Origin of the sequence: Allokutzneria sp. NRRL B-24872 (assembly GCF_002155965.1) — a bacterium.
Classification (GTDB): Bacteria; Actinomycetota; Actinomycetes; order Mycobacteriales; family Pseudonocardiaceae; genus Allokutzneria.
On sequence record NZ_MUMH01000020.1, the window covers coordinates 37,221 to 57,141 of the forward strand.

Consider the following 19,921-nt stretch of genomic DNA (forward strand, 5'->3'; position numbering starts at 1 on the left):
GCATGAACATCGCAATAGCCGCGGAGGGACTGCGGAAGTCCTACGGGGACAAGGTCGTGCTCGACGGCGTCGACCTGACCGTGCGGGCCGGAACGATCTTCTCGCTGCTCGGGCCGAACGGCGCGGGCAAGACGACAACGGTGCAGATCCTGTCCACGCTGATCCGCGCCGACGGGGGCACGGCGCGGGTCGCTGGCCACGACCTCCGCCGTGCGCCCGAGGCGGTTCGCACCGAGATCGGTGTCACCGGGCAGTTCGCCGCCATCGACCGGCTCCTCACCGGTGAGGAGAACCTGCTGCTCATGGCCGATCTGCACCACCTGGACCGAGCGAGCGGACGGCGGCGCGCGGCCGAGCTGCTGGAGCGCTTCGACCTGGTGGAGGCGGGCACGCGGCTGCCGGAGACCTACTCCGGCGGGATGCGGCGGCGGCTGGACCTGGCGATGACGCTGGTCGGCAGCCCGAAGCTGATCTTCCTCGACGAGCCGACCACCGGGCTGGACCCGCGCAGCAGGCAGACCATGTGGCAGATCATCCGCGAGCTGGCCGACACCGGCGTGACGATCTTCCTCACCACCCAGTACCTGGAGGAGGCCGATCAGCTCGCGAACCGGATCGCCGTGCTGCACAACGGGAAGCTGGCCGCCGACGGCACGCCGGACGAGCTGAAGCGGCTGGTCCCCGGCGGGCACGTGCGGCTGCGCTTCACCGAGGACGACCAGCTGCTCGCCGCGACAGGGGTGCTGGGCGACGTGGTGCGTGGGGAGGACGGGCTGAGCCTGCGCGTGCCCAGCGACTGCCGCGTCCGGTCGCTGCGCGCGCTGCTGGACCGGCTCGACGACGCGGGCGTCGAGGTCGAGGAGCTGTCCGTGCACACCCCCGACCTCAACGACGTGTTCTTCGCGCTGACCGACTCACGCCAGGGGGTTCCCAGTGCGTGACTCCCTGACCATGGTGCGCCGCAACCTCTTGCACGCGCGGCGCTACCCGTCCATGACGCTGAGCACGGTGGCGATGCCGGTGCTGATGCTGCTGCTCTTCGTCGGCGTGTTCGGCACGGCGCTGGGCACGGGCATCGGCAGCGGGAACTACGTCGACTACCTCGCGCCGGGGATCATCCTGATGGCGGCGACCTCCGGCAGCGTCGCGACGGCGGTGTCGGTCTCGGTGGACATGACCGCGGGCATCGTGAACCGCTTCCGCACCATGGCGATCTCGCGCACCTCGGTGATCACCGGGCACGTGGTCGGCGGGGTGCTGCAGACCACGGTGAGCATCGCCTTCGTCGTCGGAGTGGCGCTGCTGCTGGGCTTCCGGCCATCGGCGGGCCCGCTGGAGTGGCTCGGCGTGCTCGGGCTGCTGCTGGCGATGACCTTCGCGATGACCTGGCTGGCCGCCGCGTTCGGCCTGGTCGCCAAGGGGCCGGAGGCCGCGAGCAACGCGCCCATGCCGCTGATGTTCCTGCCCATGCTCGGCAGCGGTTTCGTGCCGCCGGAGCGCATGCCCGCCGCACTGCGCGTCTTCGCCGAGCACCAGCCGTTCACCCCGATCATCGAGACGCTGCGCGGCCTGCTGATGGGCACGCCGACCACCTGGGGCACCGGGGCGCTCGCGCTCGGCTGGTGCGCGCTGATCTCGCTGACCGGATTCCTCTGGGCGCGCCGGGCGTTCTCCCGCGCCGTCGCCCGCTGACCCACCGCAGAAGGGACCACCTGCCATGACCCTGCCCGCCGACACCTGGGGCCTGCACGAAGCGCACTTCTGGTTGCGCGGCCACACCCGCGAGCACCCGGTGGAGTTCGACGCCGAGCGCGGGATGTGGATCATCACCGGCCACGCGGAGGTGCTCGCCGCGCTCAGCGACCCCGCCCGGTTCCGGTCCAACCTCAGCGCCGCCTTCCCCGACACCGTGGACATGTCCTTCAACGAGGGCAACCTGATCCAGATGGACGGGCAGGCGCACCGCAAGCTCCGCGCTCTGGTCAGCAACGCCTTCACGCCGAAGGTCGTCGCCGACCTCGCGCCCAGGATCGCCGAGCTGACCGGTGAGCTGCTGGACGCCGTCGACGGCCAGGAGGAGGTCGAGCTGGTCGCCGCGCTCGCCTACCCGCTGCCGGTGATCGTCATCGCCGAGCTGCTCGGCGTGCCCGCCGGTGACCGCGAGCTGTTCCGCCAGTGGGTGGACGTGCTCTTCGAGAACCCGCAGGCGTTCTCGCTCAACGACGACCAGGACAAGCTCGCGGAGGACTTCGCCGAGCAGGCGAACGTGCTCAAGCCGATGACCGACTACCTCACCGCGCACGCCGCCGAGCGCAGGCGCGCGCCGAGGGAGGACCTGTTCACCCGGCTCGTGCAGGCCGAGGTGGACGGGCAGCGGCTGAGCGACACCGAGGTGGTCAACTTCGCCGGCCTGCTGCTGCTCGCCGGGCACATCACCACGACCATGTTGCTGGGCAACACGATCCTGTGTCTGGACAGCTTCCCGTCGCAGGCCGAGCGCGTGCGGGCAGACCGTTCGCTGGTGCCGAGCGCGATCGAGGAGTCGCTGCGGATGCTCAGCCCCTTCGCCACCACCGCGCGGGTCACCGCCGAGGACGTGGAGCTGGCCGGTCGGACCATCCCTCGCGGCCAGCTGGTGCTGCCGATGCTCGGTGCCGCCAACCGCGACCCCCGGCGGTTCGAGCGGCCGCAGGAGTTCGACCCCGCGCGCGACCCCAACCCGCACATCGCCTTCGGCCGCGGCGCGCACTTCTGCCTCGGCGCCCCACTGGCCCGGCTCGAAGGCCGCATCGCGGTGAACCTGCTGCTGGACCGCTTCCCCGCGATGCGGACGATCCCCGGCCGCCCGCCGACGTTCATGGCCTCCCCGGACATGACCGGCGTCAACGCCCTCCCCCTCCGCGTCACCGCCTAGCGCCCGCCACACCCGTTTCGTACTCATAGCGGTCCTGGGGGCGCGCTCTCCCGCTATGAGTACGAAACGGGGCTCTCCAGTCCGGCGGTTTTCCGTGCACACTCATCGCCCGGGGCCGGGTGCGGTTGGCCAGCGGGCGCGCACGACCGCGAGCGCGTCCGTGCGCAGCTCCACCAGGCTCCGGCCCGCGTACTCCGCGACCGCCTCGGCGTAGGCGGGACGGTTCGCGTTCTCGGCCGCCTCGCGGATCGCCGCCGCGGACATGGTGGGCTGGAAACCGCGTTGGAAGCGGAAGCGCTCGGCCAGCGCGATCAGCCGCACCCCCGCGTCGTTTCCCCTGGCGAAGTCCGCCATGCCCAGCGCGGCGAGGAGCGTGCCGTAGAGGACGTGGTCCATCAGCACGGACGGGGCCCTCAGCGGCCGCTTGGTGAGCAGCGCGGTGAGCACGCCCGGCATCCCGCCGACGATGTCCGCGACCAGCTCGATCTGGCCGTGCTGGGCGTGCGCGACGACAGCCACCCCGTGCACCTCCACGACCCACGGGTTGATGCCCAGCTCGGCGGTGCCGACACCGGGGTCGTCGCCGCCGAGCACGCGTTCGGCGACCAGCCGCCACTGCCGCAGACCCGCGTCGATCTCCCCGCGCGCCAGCTGGATCTCCGCCCGCGCCGCCATCTCGAAGGTGATCAGCCCGACCGCCTCGGCCAGCCGCTCCGGGACGATCTCCTCGATCCCGCGCTCAGCGGCGTCGATGTCGCCAGCCTGGAGGTCGGCAAGCACCACGCCGAGGCGCATCTGCGTCAGGTTGAACGCCCCGAACTCGGCCAGCTCCCGCACCGCCGCGCGCGAGTGGTCGCGGGCGGCGTCGGAGCGCCCGAGGTACAGGTACAGCTCGCTCAGCCGCCCGTGCGCGGTGCTCAGCAACAACGGGCTTCCCTTGTCTTGCAAGCACTCCAGCATTCGTTCGCTCACCGCGAGCGCGCGGTCCAAGTCGCCGCGGTTCTCCCACAGGTAGCCCACGACCGCGCTGGCGAAACCCGCGACCAGCGGCCATGGGCTCTCGCACAGCGTCTCCAGTTCCTTGAGGTCCTGCGTGCTCAGCACGATCGACAGCGCACCGCTCACGGTGCGCGGGGACGGCGGCGGCAAGCGGCGCAGCACGAGCAGCGAGCGAACGGCGTGCGGGCCGAGCACCATGAACGTCGTGACCGCGCTCAGCACCGCGATCGCCCTGGTCACCTCGGCCAGCTCAGGACCGGGGTCGAAGCGCACGAGCACGTCGTCGACCTCGCGGGTGATCATCGCCATCCGCGCGTAGTTCGACTCCAGCAGCCACAGCCCGCCGAGCGTGGCCGCCGTCGCCGCGACCACCGCGCCGTCCCGGCGATCCAGGCCCATCCGCAGCGCGAACCCCAGGTTGTCCTCCTCAGCCCGGACCACCTCCGCTCCGCGCACCGTGGGCCTGCCGAACACCAGGTCGTGGTTGCGGACGCCGAACTCCCTTGCCCAGCACAGGAAATCGTTGTGCACGCGGTCCGATTCACCCTCGGCCTCGCGCTGCGCGGCGCTGAACTCGCGGACCGCCTCCAGCATCCGGAAGCGGGTCCCGCTCGGCGTGTCGGCCACCTTGACCAACGACTGGTCCACCAAGCGCTCCAGCAGGTCGAGCGTCTCGTGCCCGCCCAGCAACCGCTCGGCCGCCTCGGCGGTGAACCCGCTGGGGAACACCGCCAGCGTCCGCAGCGCCGCCTGGCCGGCGGGGTCGAGCAGCGTCCAGCTCCAGTCGACGACCGCGTGCAGCGTCCGGTGCCGCCGCGGCGCGTCCCTCGATCCGCCGCGCAGCAACGCGAAACGGTCGTTCAGGCGATCCGCGACCTCCACGACCGACATCACGCGCACCCGCGCGGCGGCCAGCTCCACCGCGAGCGGGAGCCCGTCCAGTTGACCGCACAGCTCCTCGACCACGCGCTCCGGCAGGTCCACGCCCGGCCTGGCCGCACGCGCGCGCTGCCGGAAGAGCTCGACCGTGGTCGGCAGGCTCAGCTCCGGCAACGGGTACACCGCCTCCGAGGAGAGCCCCAGCGGTGCGCGGCTCGTCGTGAGCACGCGCAGGTCCGGTGTGAGGGCCACCAGCGCGCGCACCAACTCCGCGACGCGCGCCAGCACGTGCTCGCAGTTGTCCAGCACCAGCAACGCCGACGCGGCACCGCCCAGGCGCGCGATCCCCGGGACGAGGTCCGACCGCTGTACTTCGCGCAGTCCGAGCGCCGCCGCGACCGCTCGGGTCACATCGCCGTCCGCGGGCAGGCCAGCGAGTTCGACGAAGTACACGACGCGCTGGTCCACCCGCCTGCTCACCGCGTGCGCGAGCCGGGTCTTGCCCAAGCCGCCCGCGCCGATCACCGAGGTGACCCGCGAGGTCCGCAGGAGGTTCAGCACCGCGTCGATGTCGTCGTCCCGGCCGAGCAGCGGGTTGGGCTCGTGCGCGATGCCGTGCCGCACCACGGGCGCCTCGCCCCGCAGCAGCTCCTGGTGGATCTTCTGCAGCTCCGCGCCGGGGTCCGCGCCCAGTTCGTCGCGCAGCGCCCTGCGGTGGGCCTCGTAGCGCGCGAGCGCGGCGGGCACGGGCTCGCAGCGCAGGAGCTCCGCCAGCAGCTCCTCGTCCCTCGGCGACACGTCGACGAGGGAGGTCAGCGCTTCGAGCGCCTCGTCCTTTCGGCCGAGTCTCGCCAGCGCCAACGCCCGCACCCGCTCCAGCGCGCTACGGGTGCCCGCACGCTGAGCGCGCAGTGCCGACACCGGATCGTCCGGCTCCGCTCCGCCCAGCCCAGCGCTGCCCAGCGCGGCGCCCGCCCACAGGGCCAATCCCGCCTCGGCGCACGCCAGGGCCGCGGCGTGGTCCCCCTCACGGGCGTGCCGCGCGCTCTCCGCAGCGCTGAGCACCACCGCCGCGGCGTCGACCTGATCCTCGCCCAGCGACAGCCGGTAGCCCGTCGCGGTGCTGACGATCAGGTCGGCTCCGAGTTGCGACCGAGCCCGGGAAACCAGGATCTGCAAGGCTTTCGCCGGGTTCTCCGGCAGCGCGCCCGGCCACAGCCCCTCGATCAGCCGTCCCGTGCCGCACCCCGCCCGCAGGTCTCCCGCGAGCAGGGCCAGCAGGCCCCGCAACCGCGGCCCGGTGATCTCGCGGTCGCGGTAGGCCACGCGCGGCAACAAGGTCAACTCGGTGGTCACCGGCCCAGGTTAGAGCCCCACCGCCGCCGGGCACCGCGCTTTCGGTCAGCGCCGCGCGACGACCGGCGGTGCGGGTCCGGCCACCCTGCGTGACTCAGCCTTCCGGCTGGGCCGCATGGCCTGGCGGCCGAGCCGCGGCACCCCTCTGACCAGCCAGTGTGGTGGCATCACGACGAAAGCGAGGCAGCCATGATCACCATCGTCACCACCTGGGTCGGAGTCGCCGCCGGGTTGGCCGTGCTCGTGCTGATGGCCCTGTCCGACCACATGAACGACAAGGCTCAGCCCGAGGGCCGGATCGCCCCGAAGCAGGCCAGGCGCACGCTGCACCGGGGCACGACCGCGGCGACCGCCACGGCCACGGTCGTGCGCAGGCACCGCGTGCTGCCCAGCCGCTTCGCACGGCTCCACCGCGCCGCCTGACCTCCCGCTACGGCAGGTCGACCGAGCGGAGCTGGTTCTCCAGCACCAGCGGCAGCACCAGCCTGGACCGCGTGCGTGCCGTCTGCGTTGAGCTGCCACAGTCCGGGCCTGTCCCAGCTCGCCACCGGTTTCGGCACCGCCGTGTCCATGCACCAGCACTTCCGCGGTCCTGGTCGAGGCGCAGTCGGACCACGCGAGCAGGTGCACCGCAGGCCTGTGACCGCTGCGTCCTCGGCGTCTCCGAGCCACTACCGACGCGCCTGGAGGTCCACGGACCTGACCGGGCTCAGTTCGGCGATGGGCGCACGCGCGGGAACACGGCGTCGAGGTCGACGTTGAGCACCACCTCGCAGTCGCAGTGGCCGCCGTACCCACGCAGCCCGCGGTGGAGGTCGTCGAGCGGGACACCGTTGCGCGCCGCCCACGCGTCGGTGGCCCGCAGCCCGTGGTCGCAGCCCTCGGCATCGACGGCTGTCTCCACGTGGCCCAGCAGTGATTCCAGTCGTGGTCGGTCCAGGGGCAGGGCCACCGCGTCCGCCCAGCGGTCCTCGACCTCCTGCCAGTCGTCCCACTCGACGTCGTCGTCCTCCTCACGAGCCGCACGAGCCCGGATCTCGTCAAGGTCCAGGCTGATCCGCACGTCCATCAGACATCCTCCCTTCACCGCACAGCTCCAGAACGTCCACAATGGACAAATGCACACGAAGTGTTGGCAGACAACGAGATCGGTACCCATCGACCACGTCGCCGCCCGAAACCATTATTCACCACGATCCAGCGCTGTCAAATTTTTCCTTGCGCCACAACGATAATGACACTTAACACGAAAACGGCGGCCTGAAAACCGCGTTATGTTGACGTAACGCGGAAAGCAGCGGCCGGGGAGCGGCGGGTCAGCCGCCGATAGCGCACGGTGGACGCGGGCCAGGGGTTCGTCACGCGCCCGGCAGCGGTCCGGTACCAGCTCTGGCACCCGTCCCACACGGTCCTGCCGATCGCCTTCTCCAGGCTCCGCCGGTACTCCCGCATGGCATCCGGTCTGACCTCCAGCCGCCCGGGTCCGGACAGCATCCGCAGGCAGTTCAGCACGTGGCCGACCTGGCACTCGATCATGAAGATGTTGGAGTTGTGGCCGAGGATCGTGTTGGGGCCGTGCACGAGGAAGAGGTTGGGGAACTCCGGCAACGCCATCCCGAGGTAGGCCTCGGCGCCGTCCGCCCACCGCTCGTCCAGGCTCACCCCGCCGCGCCCGCGCACCCGCATCGGAACCAGGAACTCGGTCGTGCGGAACCCGGTCGCGTAGACGACGGCGTCGACCGCGCGGTGCTTCCCGTCGACCGTCTCGATCCCGGTGGCGGTCATCCCGGCGATGCCGTCGGTCACCAGGTTCACGTTGTCGCGGTTGAGAGTCGGGTAGAAGGCGTTGTCGATGAGAACGCGCTTGCACCCGATCGGGTAGTCCGGGGTGAGCTTCGCGCGCAGCGCCGGATCGGCGACCCCTCGGCGCAGGTGCCGCCGAGCGACCCACTCCGCGGGACGCGCCGACCAGCCCCGCGTGATCACCGGCGACAACGCGATGTCCGCCGCGAAGTAGGTCAGCGCGCGGTAGAGCGACTGCGTGAACGGGAACCGGCTGAAGGCCCATCGGGTGAAGCGCCCGAACTCAGCTCCTGGCTTGGGCACCACCCAGTTGGGCGTCCGCTGGTAGACGTCGACGTGCCTGGCCGCCCGCGCGACGTGCGGCAGGAGCTGCGCGGCGCTGGAGCCGGTACCGATCACCGCGACGTCCTTGCCGGTGAGGTCAACGCCGTGGTCCCACCGGGCGGTGTGGAAAGCCGCGCCGCGGAAGTCCTCGCGCCCGGCGATCTCGGGCAGTTTCGGCCGGTGCAGCTGTCCCACGGCGGAGACGACGATGTCGACCACGTGCTCCTCGCCCGTCGCGGTGCGGATCACCCACCGGCCGGTCGCCTCGGAGTAGTCCGCCGACACGATCTCCGCGCCGGTCCGCAGATGGCGCCGGAGGTCGTACTTGTCCGTCACCTGCTGGAGGTAGGCCAGGATCTCGCGCTGCTCGGGATAGCGCAGTGACACGTCGCGGTACTTCTCGAAGGAGAAGGAGTACAGGTGCGAGGGGACGTCGCAGCCGCAGCCGGGATAGGTGTTGTCCCGCCAGATGCCGCCGACGTCGTCGGCCTTCTCGAAGACGGTGAACGAGTCGATCCCGGCCCGCCGCAGCTCGGCCGCCATGCACAGTCCGCCGAAACCCGCGCCGATGATGGCGATCGTCGGGAAAGTCATGGCGCGGGACCGTAGGCAGCAGCGCTGAAATCCCGGTGAAACGTTCAGCCCTCGGGATCGGTGACCCTCGCGAGGAAGTGCAGGGCGCCGCTGCTGTCGTGGCGCAGCGCGAACAGGAACGGACGGTCGATCCTGACCTCCACCGGCGGCGTTGCCGGGGCCGACATCCACGAGATCGCAGCGGTCGCGGCGGCACCTTCGACACCGTGCTCGTCGATGGAGAGCACGGCCTTGTGCTGGACGCTGCCCAGCGGAACCCCGTCCGCCAGCTCGGCGCCGGACGTGAACGCCTCGACGACACCGAGCCGTCCCAGCGCCTCGCGCAGTTCCACGCCGGTGGACAGGCGGAACCGGGGCAGTCGCAGGTCGACGTGCGCGCTCGGCGCCGGGGCGAGCAGCTCGGTCAGGGACTCGGGCGTCAGTTCGTGCTCTTGGTCCGCCAGGTCGCCGCGCGGCATCAGGACCACGCCGGTCACACCGCCCGCCGCCGGGAGGTTCACGACGTGCCAGCCGCCCGTGGTGGTGTACTTCGCGTCTTCGGTGACCACGCGCATCGTGGGCACACGGCGTTCGCCGTCAGGCGCGTGGAACACCGCTGAGTGCGTCAGCTGCTCGCTGAACGCCGTGAACCACGCGCTCCGCAGGTAGACCGCGACCACGAGCGCTGAGACCGAACCGGGCGGCAGCTGGTCGATCAGGGACGGGATCAAACCGCGAGTGGTGGCCGCGACATCGGCGTTGATCAGGCTCTTGGCCTCCTCCGGCGCGGCCAGGAACGGCGCCGAGCGGGTCTCCGGCCGTTTCGCCACACTCGGATCGGCCCAGTGCGTGGTTGACACCGCCAGCTCGGGCTGCTCGACGTGGTCCGGTACGGGAGCCAGCTGCTCCGCGTCCCGCTCGGCGAAATCGCCCAGCACGGCGAGCAATTCCTCGCGTGTGGTCCCCCGTGCTCCTTCCGCGACCTCGCGCAACGCCTTGGCGACGCAGTAAGGCGCCCACGCGATGTTCGCGCGCGGGTCGAGGACGTGGTGCAACGCGAGCGTGAAGGGGAGCATGCCCGGATGCTAGTTCGAGTGCTGGCGCGCGGCTCCCCTGCGCGGGGGACGTCACGGCCCGCGCAGCCGTTTACGCTGCGCCGGGCACGATGAGCGGAAGGCAGCGGTGAACACTCCCGGAACGTTGACCAGGCAGTCACGGCTCGTCGCGGCGCTGTGCATGTGCGTCGACTCGGTGCTCTACGTGACGAATCTGCGCAAACCCGCGTTCGGCTGGGTGGACGTCGTCGCGATCGCGCTGATCCTGCTGGTCAACGCGGGACTCGCCACCTCCGCGAAGCGCTCGGGGCTCGTGGCGGTGGCTGTGGCGGCCGTGCAGATCGTCATCCCGCTGGTGTTCGATCCCGGCTCGCACCACATCTGCACCACCGGCGGCATGATGGCCGCTTATCGGGTCGGCGCGTGGCTGCCCGCGTGGCCGGGACTGCTGTCGATCGGCGCGCTCGCGGTCGCTGACTTCGCTGACGGCAAGTTCCCCGGTACAGGACCGCTTCCGCTCATCATCACCATCACCAGCAGCGCGGTGTTGCCGTGGATCGTCGGCCGCCACACCACCACGCGCAGCGCGTACATCGCCGAGCTGGAGCGCCGCGCGGACCGTCAGGAGCAGGCGGTGCAGCGCGCGCTCGCGGAGGAACGCAGCTCCATCGCGCGCGATCTGCACGACATGATCTCCCACCACGTCAGCGCGATCGGCGTGCACGCGGGCGCCGCGCGGCTCGGTATCGGGTCGACCGGCAACGCGGCCGCGCAACGCTCGTTGAGCGCGGTGGAGACGGCGAGCCGTTCTGCCATGACGGACCTGCGCAGGCTGCTGGATCTGTTGCACGGCAAAGACGACCACCAGCACCGCCAGCCCGGGATGAGCAACGCGGACGAACTGCTCGCCGGGGTGCGCGCGGCGGGACTGCCGGTCACCATGACCACGAGCGGGGCACCGTTGGAGTTGCCGGGTTCCGTCGACGTCGCGCTCTACCGCATTTTCCAGGAAGCACTGACAAACGCATTGCGGCACGGTGACGGGGTGGCCGATGTCGTGTTGGAGCACCATGACGAGGAGGTCGTCCTGACCGTGACGAATTCCTTGAGGGGCAGCAACAACGGCACTGACCGCGGTTCCGGGCTGACCGGCATCCGGGACCGCGTGGCGCTCTTCGGTGGACAGGCGCGGTTCGGGCCGGACGGCGAGAACTGGGTGCTTCGGGTGAGCCTGCCGACCAAGGAGACCGCGTGAGCCTCAGGGTGCTTCTGGCCGACGACCACGCGTTGTTCCGCTCCGGGTTGCGCGCGGTGCTGGACACACAGGAGGACTTGGAATGCGTTGGAGAGGCCGAGGACGGGCTCGCGGCCGTGGCGGAGACCGCGCGACTGCGACCGGATCTCGCGGTGCTCGATGTGCGCATGCCACGGTTGGACGGGCTCGCGGCGGCCGAAGCGATCCTCCGCACTCCTGGTAATGCCACCAAGGTCCTCGTTCTGACCACCTACGACAGCGACGAGTACGTCTACCGCGCGTTGCGCGCGGGCGCGAGCGGCTTCCTGTTGAAGAGCCTGCCGCCGGAGGAGATGATCTCGGCGATGCGGGTGGCGGTGCGCGGGGACGCGCTCATCGACCCGTCCGTGACCAAGCGGCTGATCTCGCGCTTCGCCACGAGCATCGAGCCGCCGTCGAAGCCGCCCGAGGTGCGGCGGTTGACCAGCCGGGAGTTCGAGGTGCTGCTGCTGATCGCCGCGGCGCACAGCAACGCCGAGATCGCCGAGCGGTTGCGCGTCGGCGAGGAGACGGTGAAAACGCACGTCTCGCGAGTTCTGTCGAAGCTCGGACTACGCGATCGGGTACATGCTGCCGTGTACGCCTACCTGCACGGACTCGTCCCGATGTCCCCCGTGAGAGGGATGGCCGCTCCCCCTCAGCCGTGACGATCTTGTCGGGGCCAGGTCCTACCGTCGGCCCCGATGAGAACAACAGCCACAGCGCTGGTCGCGTTCCTGCTGCTGCTCTGCGGGGCGCCGCACGCGTTCGCCGACGGGGCGATGGCCGGGGCCGATGTGCACGTGGCGCAGACCCTGGGCTCCCGCGAGCTGACCGTGGTGCTGCGCCGCGTCGACGCGGTGCCAGGACCGTTGCGCGTCAACGTGATCACCCACGCGGGCAGTCCTCCGGGGCGGCTCGCGCTCCGGCTCGTGCCGACCGGTGCGGGCTCGGCGGGCGGCGACCGCGCCGAGAGCACCACGACCGTCGAGCTGCGTGATCGCCCCGGCTCGCACGACGCGACGCTCTCGGTCAGCGCGCCCGGACCGCAGGAGCTCGTGCTCGACGAGGTCGCGCGCATTCCCTTCGTCGTGCCGGTGACCGTGCTGTCCCCTGCGGAGCGCGTGACCTACGGCGGCTTCGTGGCCGCGGGTGTGCTGTTGTTCGTTTCCCTTGTGGTGTCGGTGAAAGCTCGACGTTCGTGGCCCGCGCTGGTGCCCGGCGGCGGAGTGGTCGCGGCGCTGGCCGTCGCGGTGACCGGCGCGCTGCTGTCGGCGTCCACGCCAGCACCACCGATACCGGGCACGGACATCGACGCGACGGTGGACAACGTCCTCGATCCGTACTCGGTGCGCGCACAGTCCCTTGTGGACACATCGCGGCCTCCGGTGAACGTGTTGGCGTCGCAGGGATTCGTGCCCGGCGGCGTCGAGTTGACGCTGCGCTTCACCGATGGCGCGAGCGGGCGCCCGGTTGACGATCTGCTCGTCCACGACAGCGCGCTGGCGCACCTGTTGGTCGTGCCACCGTCCGGGGCGCTGCGGCACCTGCACCCGGTCCGCGTCGCTCCCGGCGAGTACCGCGTGCACCTCGCCGATCCGGAACCTGGCTACCACGCGGTGTCCGTGGAGATCGCGAGACGCGGCGGTGGTGTGCAGTTGGTGCGCTCCGCCACGGGGTTCACGCTGCCCGGCGCGCCGCGTCCCGCCGTGCCGACCGTCGAGACCGTTCACGCCGAAGGCGGCTCTCCGGAGACGATCACCGCGCGGTTCAGCGAGAAAAGGGACCTGCAACCGTGGCTCGGCATGGTGGGCCACCTGATCGTGGTCGGTCCGCTGTCCGACGAGCCGGAGGTCGGGCGTGCGGCGGCCGGAGCGGCGACGTGGGCGCACGTGCACCACATGGCGCCGCTGACCCGGGGCGGCGCGGGCGGGCTCCCCGACGAAACCGTTGCTGCGTATGGGCCGGAGGTGTCGTTCACGCACACCTTCACGCTGCCCGGCCGCTACCGCGCGTGGATTCAGGCGGAGCGCGAATACGCCCTCACGACCAGGCCGGTGGAGATCGTCGTGTCACCGGGTGGAGGGAGCCCATGACCACGCGATGCCTCGGAACGGAGCGTAGACGGTGGGTGGCGGTGGTGCTCGCGGTGGCGCTCGTCGTGGCGGGCGCGGTGCTGCTGTTCGGCGGCGGGGACGGCGGGCGGGTGGAGCTGACTTCTAGTTCCACCAGGCATTCCGTGCGCCTGGTGGTCAAGCGGGCGCGTGTGGGCACGACGGCGATGGACGTGGAGACCACCGGAGCGTCCACTGTGGACAGTGTGCGGCTGGAGCCCGCGATGCACATGGGCCACGCGATGCGGCCCGCCGCGACCACGGTGGTGGGACCGGGGCGCTTCCGCGCTGAGAACGTGCTGCTGGAGATGACCGGGCAGTGGGAGGTGACCGTCGTGCTGCGCGACGGCACCGGGACCGAGCGCGTCGTCTTCCCGTTGCTGGTGAGCTGAGGAGAGGGACAACGATGGCTGTGACAGCTCCGGCGGAGCGCGCCGGGACCGCGAAGGGGCTCGCGCCCGCACTGGTGGTGTTGCTCGGCGCCCTGTCGTCGCTGGTGGGGCTCAGCTGGGACGTGCAGTGGCACATCGACGTCGGGCCGGACACCTTCTTCACGCTGCCGCACCTGTTCATCTACGCGGGCAGCGCGCTGACCGGGCTGACGGCGCTGACGGTGGTGCTGCGGACGACGGCGGCCGAGCGCGCGGGCCGCGAGGTCGACCCGGCGGTCGGCGGGCGGGCGGTCGGCGTGTTCGGCAGGACCTTCGCCGCGCCCGTCGCCTACCTGGTGATCGGGACCTCGGCGGCGGTGTTCCTGGTGTACGGGCTCTGGGACCAGTGGTGGCACGGGGTCTACGGCTTCGACGCGACGATCGACTCGCCGCCGCACATCGGCCTGCTGCTGTCGGTGTCCGCCACGATCATCGGCTCGCTGATGACCTTCGCGGTGGTGGCCGGGCGCGAGCGCTGGGGCCGGGCCGGAGTGCTCCTCGCGGTGGCGATGCTCGTGGCGTTCTGCACCATCACCTCGCTGGCCTTCAGCGGCGCCGACCTCGGCGTCAACGCGGTGGACATCAGCATCGCGTTCACCACGGTGATGCTGTTGCTGATGGCGACCTCGTTCTTCCGCAGGACCGGCGCGGCGTTGCTGACCGCCGTCACGGTCGCGGGCGTCCAGGCGGTGCTGTGGGTGTTCACGCCGTGGGCGACGACCACGTACGCGGACTCGGTGGGCCTGCCGGTGCGGGACTACGTCGAGGGCGTTCCGGCGATGCCGAACCTGATCCCGATGAGCCTGCTCGGCGTCGCACTGCTGGTGGAGCTGGCCAGGCGCGGCCCGTGGTCGGCGCGCGCGTTCGCTCCTGCGCTCGGCGCGGTGGGCGCGGTCGTGATCACCGCGCTCGCCCCGGTGCAGCGCCTGATCACCAGGGGGTTCCCGATCACCGACGTCGGCGCCCTGGCCCTCACCTGCGCCGTCGCCGCGCTGTTCGGGCTGCTGGCCGGATTCCTCGGTCGGCGCTTCGGCGTCATGTTGCGCGCCCTGACCCCCACCCAGGAGGAAGCTCGATGATCAAGTGCCTGTCGGCGCTGGTGCTCGCGCTCGGCGCACTGGCGCTGAGCGCGCCGACCGCGATGGCCTACGAGCCGGTCAACATCGTCCACACCGAGCGCGTGCAGGTCGGGCCGTACGGGCTCACCGTCGGGTTCAGCACGTGGCCCGTGCGCGCGATGCAGTCGCTGGACTTCACGTTCGTGCCCGAGGGCGGCATCGCGGGCAAGAGCGGCACACTGCGCCAGGTCCACCAGGACTCCCAGCAGGCCGAGAACCCCAGGCGCGGGCGCAACGCCCCGCTCGCCCGGCACCCGCGCAAGCGCGAGGTGTGGGGCCTGGACATCCACTCGTTGAACCGGCCGGGTACGTGGTCGCTGGCGTTCACCGTCGACGGCCCGGCCGGGCGCGGCGAGGGCGTCCTGAGCGACATCCAGGTGCTCGACCAGCCGGGACCGCCGCTCGCGCTGAGCTGGGCGGTGAGCGCGCTGCCGCTGCTCGGGCTCGTCGGCTTCCTGGCAGTCGCCTGGCGGCGTACACCGAACGAACGCTACGAACCCGTAGCGATTTAGGGCAGGATGGGCGCGATCTATCACCCGACCCAGGGAGTGTGTGGTGGCGTCCTCTCCGTCCCGCCTGTTCGCCGAGATCAGCACCGCCGAGCGGCCCGGGAGCACGCGCGTGCTGATGCGCAGAGCCGTGGTGCTCGGCGCCAGCATGGCCGGGCTGCTCGCCGCGCGGGTGCTCAGCGACCACGCCGAGGAGGTGCTGATCATCGAGCGGGACGCCAGCGAGGCCGACAACGAGCCGCGCCCCGGTGTCCCGCAGGGCACGCAGGTGCACGGCCTGCTCCCGGCGGGGAACCTGCAGCTCGACCGCTGGTTCCCGGGCTTCACCGCCGAGGCGATCGAGGCGGGCGGGACGCTGCCGACGCCGGACAGCGCGCGGATCTACCTCAACGACGTGCTCCGGCCGCCCTCACCGCCGGTGGCGGGCATCGGCGCGCTGGTCAGCACGCGCCCGTTCCTGGAGACCCTGGTCCGGCGCAGGACGCTGGCCGTGGAGAACATCACGCTGGTCACCGGCCAGGTCAAGGGCGTCGACCTCTCCTCGACCAAGGTCACCGGCGTGCGCTACACCCCGACCGGCGCGGACGAGCCGGTGACCGAGGCCGCGGACATGGTCGTGGACGGCATGGGGCGCTCCAGCAAGCTCAGCGACTGGCTGGAGGCCGCGGGCTGGCCCGCCCCGGAGCTGAAGCGCATGCCGATCAAGCTCAACTACGCGACCACGCTGTTCCGCCGCGACCCGGAGATCAGCGACAGCATGGTGGTCGTCGCCCAGACCACGGCGGGCAAGGGCCGCGTCGCGCGGATGGGCGGCATCAACGCGGTGGAGGACGACCGCTGGATCATGCTCATCGCCGGGTACGGCGAGGACCGGCCGACCAGGGACTTCGACGAGTTCAAGGCGCGCTGCCGCCGCGACTTCCCCGCGGTCTTCGGCGATATCGCCGAGCGCGCCGAGCGGCTGGGCGAGGTGGTCACCTACCACCAGGCCGACAGCAGGCGGCGGGAGTTCCACAAGCTGACCCGGCTGCCCGGCGGCCTCATCGCGGCAGGCGATGCGGTGGCCTCGTTCAACCCCGTCTACGGCCAGGGCATGACCTCGGCGATGCTGCACGCCTCGTGCCTGTCGGCCCACCTGCGCTCCGGCGCCTCCCCCGCCGAGCCCGCGCACGCCTACTTCGAGCGGGCCAAGGTCGTGGTCGACGCGGCGTGGCAGATCTCCACCCAGGCGGACCTGGAGCTGCCGCACGTGGACGGCCCGTACCCGAAGGGCTACCGGATCACCAGCTGGCTCGGCGACCTGGTGTTCGCCGCGTCCATGAAGGACGAGGAGATCAACGCCCGGCTGAGCGCGGTGACCATGATGCTGGCGCACCCGATGTCGTTGGCCCGGCCGAGCACGCTGCTGCGCGCGGTCAGGGCGAAGCTCTCCCGCTGACGCGTGGCCCGGCTCAGTCGGCGAGGCGGTGGATCACCACGATCCCGCCCATCACGGGCTGGTCGAGGCGCTCGTCATCGGTCTCGATGTACTCGTCGAGCACCGCGCAGATGCGCCGGTCGAGCTCCTCGACCTGTTCCTGGGACAGGTGCAGCATGAAGCGCGCGTAGGTGCGCACCGACTCGGGCCCGGCCTCGGCCAGCTCCTCCTGGAAGGCCGCGATCGGCGCCTGCGCGGTGCCGCCGACATCGTCCGGTGGGGCGGAGAGCCACCAGGTGTTCGTGGCGCAGCGGTAGGGCTTCTCCAACGCGCCGCTCTCCCCGGTGCGCACCGGGGCCTGCTCCAGGAAACCGGCCTTCACCAGGTGCCGGACGTGGTGCAGGACCGTGCCGGGGTCGCGGCCGAGTCGTTCGGCGAGCTGCTTGTTCGTCATCTCGCGCTGTCGGCACAGCCGGAGGACGCGCAGCCGCAACGGATGGCTCATGGCCTTGGCCTCGTCGGCGGTGATCTCACGACGCTCGCGCATCTCCCCAGGCTAGGTCCTGATGGGGTTTTCTACTATCGATGGACTTTTCCCCATCGGCGTGTGAGCCTCCATCGCATGGAGAACGCCTTGGGGGCGCAGTACTGGAAGCTGTGGGCGTCGTCGGGCCTGTCGAACCTGGCCGACGGCGTCGTGAAGGTTGCGTTACCGCTGGTCGCGGTGCAGTTCACCCGCTCCCCCGTGCTGGTCGCGGGCCTGGCGTTCGCGGTGACCGTGCCCTGGTTGCTCTTCGCACTGCCAGCGGGCGCGCTCGCCGACCGCCTCGACCGGCGCAGGGCGATGATCGGCGCGAACGTGGTGCGCACGGTCGCGCTGGGCGTGCTCGCGCTGGCCGTGCTGACCGGTTTCGGTTCGATCTGGGCGCTGTACGCGGTGGCGCTGTGCATCGGCACGGCGGAGACGATCTACGACACGTCAGCGCAGTCGATCATCCCGCAGATGGTTGCGCGCGAGGGCCTTTCCCGGGCCAACAGCAAGCTCTACGCGGTGGAGCTGACCGCGAACGAGTTCGTCGGCCCACCGCTGGCCGGGTTCCTGGTCGCGGCGGGAGCGGCGTTCGCCTTCGGCGCCCCGGTCGCGCTCTGGGCGCTCGCGGTCGCGGCACTGCTGCTGGTGCGCGGCACCTACCGGGTCCAGCGCGAGCACCGCACGACACTGCGTGCCGATATCGCGGAGGGGCTGAAGTTCCTTGTGCACCACAGGGTTCTGCGCACGATGGCGGCCATGGTCGGCATGTCGAACTTCGCGACGAACGCCGCGTTCTCGGTGTTCGTGCTGCACGCGGTCGGGCCGGCCTCGGCGCTGGGCCTGTCCGAGCAGTCCTTCGGCCTGCTGATGACCGGCGTCGCGGCGGGCAGCCTGGTGGGGTCGTTCGTGGCGGAGCGGATCGAGAAGCTGTTGGGCCGCTCGCGCGCGCTGGCGCTGAGCGTGCTCACGACGGCGGGGGTCGTGGGCGTGCCCGGACTGACCACGAACCCGTTCGTCATCGCGGCGGTGTTCTTCGTCGGCGGGATCGGGCTCATGACGTGGAACGTGATCACGGTGTCCCTGCGGCAGCGCATCACCCCGGACCGCCTGCTCGGCAGGGTCAACAGCGGCTACCGCCTGCTGGCGTGGGGGTCGATGCCGCTGGGCGCGGTGGCCGGAGGGCTGATCGCACAGCTGCTCGGCGTGAACGCGGTGTTCCTGGCGGTGGCGCCGCTGGTGCTCCTCCAGCTGCTCGGGATGCGCGTGCTCACCGACGCGAATCTGGCAGCTGCTGAGAGGTGACGACCAGCTCGGCGAGCTTCTCCAGCAGCTCCACGACTTCCGAGGGGTCGTCGAGGCCGAGCGACTCGGCGACCGCGTCGTCCACAGTGGACTTGAGGAACTTCGCCGCGCGCGCGGGGACATCGGGTGCCTGACGGACCAGGGTTCTCCTGCGATCCCCGGGATCGGTCGTGGTGAGCAGCACGCCCGCTTCCCTGAGCCGGGCGACCGAGGCCGAGACGTGGCTCTGCGGGAAGCCGGTGCGCGCGGTGATCTCGCTGACCGAGCTGTCCGGGTGCTCGAAGACGTCGATCATCACCGTCCGCACGCTCGCGGGCAGCTCGTGGAAGTGGGACGGCTCGATCGCCCGCTCGCCGATCTTCATCAGCCTGCGCCCCAGCAGGTACAGCTCCAACCCTCGCACCGGCCCAACCTACATCACACCTGATGCATCAATATTGATCCATCAACTCTGATGCTTTACCGTTGCGGGCATGACGACGACGAGATCGATCGCCAGCGACGGCGCCGACCTGCACGTCCGCGTCCAGGGCCGAGGCGCCGCGCTGCTCGTGCTCCAGGGCGGCGACGGCATCGCCGAGGGCACAGATCCCCTGGTCCGCGAGTTGACCGCGCACTTCACGGTGATCACCTACGACCGCAGGGGGCTCGGCAGGAGCCCGGTGCGCGGCGCGGCCGACGACCACGACCTGAGCACGCACGGCGAGGACGCGAGCCGGGTGCTCGCCGCCGTCACCGACCAGCCCGCCGCGGTCGTCGGCTTCAGCATCGGCGGCCTGATCGCGCTCGACCTGCTGGCCCGCCACCCGGAGCAGGTCCGCGTGCTGGTCAGCCACGAGCCGCCCGCGATGGCGCTGTTGCGCGGCGCGGCGTCCGAGGAGGCGGTCGCGGAACTGACCGACATCATCACCACCCACCGCGAGGCCGGAGCGGCCGTGGCGGCGCCGAAGCTGATGGGGCTCGCCGGGATCACCCCCTCCTCGCCCCCGTCGGAGCCGGACGCCGCGCGGCTGGCGAACCTGGACTTCTTCATCGGCGAGGACATGCCCGCCGTGCTGCGGCACGAGCCGAACCTGGCCGCGCTCAAGGGAAAGCCGCTCGTCATCGGGCTCGGCAGGGACACCGGCGACATCACCGCGAGCCGGTGCGCGCGAGCGCTGGCGGCCGAGCTCGGCGCCCCGACCGCGGACTTCCCCGGCGGACACTCAGGATTCCTCTTCCACCCCCAGGAGTTCGCCGCCCGGCTCCTGACAGTCCTATGAGGACAGACGCGCACCCGTTCGGGCTGGTCACCAAGGGCCTCCAGTTGCCGGTCAGCGGGG

General features: G+C 71.2%; 19 protein-coding genes. 13 read left to right on the plus strand and 6 right to left on the minus strand.

What is annotated here, in order from left to right; translation table 11 throughout:
• Positions 1-2: 2 nt before the first annotated feature.
• From CCN37_RS06085 to CCN37_RS06095, 3 genes are read left to right on the plus strand one after another with little or no spacing between them, the layout of a single operon-like run.
• Positions 3-941 carry an ATP-binding cassette domain-containing protein gene (locus CCN37_RS06085; protein ID WP_086819706.1) on the plus strand — a complete coding sequence of 313 codons (939 nt, stop codon included), beginning with the start codon at positions 3-5 and terminating at the stop codon, positions 939-941.
• A gap of 10 nt (positions 942-951) precedes the next feature.
• Positions 952-1,692, plus strand: coding sequence for an ABC transporter permease (locus tag CCN37_RS06090; RefSeq protein ID WP_086819707.1), 741 nt, complete (start codon positions 952-954; stop codon positions 1,690-1,692).
• A gap of 25 nt (positions 1,693-1,717) precedes the next feature.
• On the plus strand, positions 1,718-2,914 hold the full coding sequence (locus CCN37_RS06095; protein ID WP_086819672.1) for a cytochrome P450: 1,197 nt from the start codon (positions 1,718-1,720) through the stop codon (positions 2,912-2,914).
• A 102-nt stretch (positions 2,915-3,016) separates the two neighbouring features.
• On the opposite strand, the gene CCN37_RS06100 is transcribed toward CCN37_RS06095, so the two are convergent.
• Positions 3,017-6,148, minus strand: coding sequence for a BTAD domain-containing putative transcriptional regulator (locus CCN37_RS06100; RefSeq protein WP_086819673.1), 3,132 nt, complete (start codon positions 6,146-6,148; stop codon positions 3,017-3,019).
• A gap of 189 nt (positions 6,149-6,337) precedes the next feature.
• Between CCN37_RS06100 and CCN37_RS06105 the strand changes: the two genes are divergently transcribed.
• A complete protein-coding gene (locus CCN37_RS06105; RefSeq protein ID WP_086819674.1) occupies positions 6,338-6,571 on the plus strand; it encodes a hypothetical protein in 234 nt (77 codons plus the stop codon).
• Between the two features lie 286 nt (positions 6,572-6,857).
• Here CCN37_RS06105 and CCN37_RS06110 read toward each other — a convergent pair whose 3' ends face one another.
• The 3 genes from CCN37_RS06110 to CCN37_RS06120 form a co-directional block, all read right to left on the minus strand.
• On the minus strand, positions 6,858-7,217 hold the full coding sequence (locus CCN37_RS06110; protein ID WP_168200536.1) for a DUF2695 domain-containing protein: 360 nt from the start codon (positions 7,215-7,217) through the stop codon (positions 6,858-6,860).
• 203 nt (positions 7,218-7,420) lie between these two features.
• Entirely contained in the window at positions 7,421-8,869 is a 1,449-nt protein-coding gene (locus CCN37_RS06115; protein WP_086819676.1) for an NAD(P)/FAD-dependent oxidoreductase, read from the minus strand.
• Positions 8,870-8,913: 44 nt separating this feature from the next.
• Positions 8,914-9,924, minus strand: coding sequence for a serpin family protein (locus CCN37_RS06120; RefSeq protein WP_086819677.1), 1,011 nt, complete (start codon positions 9,922-9,924; stop codon positions 8,914-8,916).
• A 106-nt stretch (positions 9,925-10,030) separates the two neighbouring features.
• Between CCN37_RS06120 and CCN37_RS06125 the strand changes: the two genes are divergently transcribed.
• Genes CCN37_RS06125 through CCN37_RS06155 form a run of 7 tightly spaced genes read left to right on the plus strand, consistent with a single transcriptional unit; the run spans position 10,031 to position 16,786 of the window.
• The gene (locus CCN37_RS06125; protein ID WP_246842840.1) at positions 10,031-11,158 is read left to right on the plus strand and encodes a sensor histidine kinase; all 1,128 of its coding nucleotides are present in this window, start codon (positions 10,031-10,033) and stop codon (positions 11,156-11,158) included.
• Positions 11,155-11,844, plus strand: coding sequence for a response regulator transcription factor (locus CCN37_RS06130; RefSeq protein ID WP_086819678.1), 690 nt, complete (start codon positions 11,155-11,157; stop codon positions 11,842-11,844). The genes CCN37_RS06125 and CCN37_RS06130 overlap by 4 nt, the downstream gene beginning before the upstream one ends.
• 36 nt (positions 11,845-11,880) lie before the next feature.
• On the plus strand, positions 11,881-13,272 hold the full coding sequence (locus tag CCN37_RS06135; protein WP_086819679.1) for a hypothetical protein: 1,392 nt from the start codon (positions 11,881-11,883) through the stop codon (positions 13,270-13,272).
• Complete coding sequence (locus CCN37_RS06140; RefSeq protein WP_143261450.1) at positions 13,269-13,682, plus strand: FixH family protein; 414 nt, start codon at positions 13,269-13,271, stop codon at positions 13,680-13,682. Before CCN37_RS06135 ends, CCN37_RS06140 begins: the two co-directional genes overlap by 4 nt.
• Before the next feature lie 14 nt (positions 13,683-13,696).
• Positions 13,697-14,800 (plus strand): hypothetical protein, encoded by a 1,104-nt coding sequence (locus CCN37_RS06145; RefSeq protein WP_086819681.1) that lies wholly within the window; start codon positions 13,697-13,699, stop codon positions 14,798-14,800.
• Entirely contained in the window at positions 14,797-15,351 is a 555-nt protein-coding gene (locus tag CCN37_RS06150; protein ID WP_086819682.1) for a hypothetical protein, read from the plus strand. Before CCN37_RS06145 ends, CCN37_RS06150 begins: the two co-directional genes overlap by 4 nt.
• 43 nt (positions 15,352-15,394) lie before the next feature.
• Positions 15,395-16,786 (plus strand): NAD(P)/FAD-dependent oxidoreductase, encoded by a 1,392-nt coding sequence (locus CCN37_RS06155; protein ID WP_210407890.1) that lies wholly within the window; start codon positions 15,395-15,397, stop codon positions 16,784-16,786.
• Between the two features lie 13 nt (positions 16,787-16,799).
• Here CCN37_RS06155 and CCN37_RS06160 read toward each other — a convergent pair whose 3' ends face one another.
• Positions 16,800-17,312 (minus strand): winged helix-turn-helix domain-containing protein, encoded by a 513-nt coding sequence (locus tag CCN37_RS06160; RefSeq protein WP_086819683.1) that lies wholly within the window; start codon positions 17,310-17,312, stop codon positions 16,800-16,802.
• A 75-nt stretch (positions 17,313-17,387) separates the two neighbouring features.
• On the opposite strand from CCN37_RS06160, the gene CCN37_RS06165 reads away from it, so the two are divergent.
• Positions 17,388-18,599 carry an MFS transporter gene (locus tag CCN37_RS06165; protein WP_086819684.1) on the plus strand — a complete coding sequence of 404 codons (1,212 nt, stop codon included), beginning with the start codon at positions 17,388-17,390 and terminating at the stop codon, positions 18,597-18,599.
• On the opposite strand, the gene CCN37_RS06170 is transcribed toward CCN37_RS06165, so the two are convergent.
• Complete coding sequence (locus tag CCN37_RS06170) at positions 18,565-19,002, minus strand: winged helix DNA-binding protein (protein ID WP_210407891.1); 438 nt, start codon at positions 19,000-19,002, stop codon at positions 18,565-18,567. The genes CCN37_RS06165 and CCN37_RS06170 overlap by 35 nt on opposite strands.
• Before the next feature lie 70 nt (positions 19,003-19,072).
• Here CCN37_RS06170 and CCN37_RS06175 point away from each other — a divergent pair, with 70 nt between their 5' ends.
• On the plus strand, positions 19,073-19,861 hold the full coding sequence (locus CCN37_RS06175) for an alpha/beta fold hydrolase (RefSeq protein ID WP_086819685.1): 789 nt from the start codon (positions 19,073-19,075) through the stop codon (positions 19,859-19,861).
• The last annotated feature ends 60 nt before the right edge of the window (positions 19,862-19,921 follow it).

Coding starts and splice junctions, on each gene's coding strand:
- CCN37_RS06120 (WP_086819677.1), bottom strand. CDS start 9,924: ATGCTCCCCTTCACGCTCGCGTTGCACCACGTCCTCGACCCGCGCGCG.
- CCN37_RS06090 (WP_086819707.1), top strand. CDS start 952: ATGGTGCGCCGCAACCTCTTGCACGCGCGGCGCTACCCGTCCATGACG.
- CCN37_RS06150 (WP_086819682.1), top strand. CDS start 14,797: ATGATCAAGTGCCTGTCGGCGCTGGTGCTCGCGCTCGGCGCACTGGCG.
- CCN37_RS06105 (WP_086819674.1), top strand. CDS start 6,338: ATGATCACCATCGTCACCACCTGGGTCGGAGTCGCCGCCGGGTTGGCC.
- CCN37_RS06175 (WP_086819685.1), top strand. CDS start 19,073: ATGACGACGACGAGATCGATCGCCAGCGACGGCGCCGACCTGCACGTC.
- CCN37_RS06085 (WP_086819706.1), top strand. CDS start 3: ATGAACATCGCAATAGCCGCGGAGGGACTGCGGAAGTCCTACGGGGAC.
- CCN37_RS06140 (WP_143261450.1), top strand. CDS start 13,269: ATGACCACGCGATGCCTCGGAACGGAGCGTAGACGGTGGGTGGCGGTG.
- CCN37_RS06115 (WP_086819676.1), bottom strand. CDS start 8,869: ATGACTTTCCCGACGATCGCCATCATCGGCGCGGGTTTCGGCGGACTG.
- CCN37_RS06135 (WP_086819679.1), top strand. CDS start 11,881: ATGAGAACAACAGCCACAGCGCTGGTCGCGTTCCTGCTGCTGCTCTGC.
- CCN37_RS06165 (WP_086819684.1), top strand. CDS start 17,388: ATGGAGAACGCCTTGGGGGCGCAGTACTGGAAGCTGTGGGCGTCGTCG.
- CCN37_RS06110 (WP_168200536.1), bottom strand. CDS start 7,217: ATGGACGTGCGGATCAGCCTGGACCTTGACGAGATCCGGGCTCGTGCG.
- CCN37_RS06145 (WP_086819681.1), top strand. CDS start 13,697: ATGGCTGTGACAGCTCCGGCGGAGCGCGCCGGGACCGCGAAGGGGCTC.
- CCN37_RS06160 (WP_086819683.1), bottom strand. CDS start 17,312: ATGCGCGAGCGTCGTGAGATCACCGCCGACGAGGCCAAGGCCATGAGC.
- CCN37_RS06095 (WP_086819672.1), top strand. CDS start 1,718: ATGACCCTGCCCGCCGACACCTGGGGCCTGCACGAAGCGCACTTCTGG.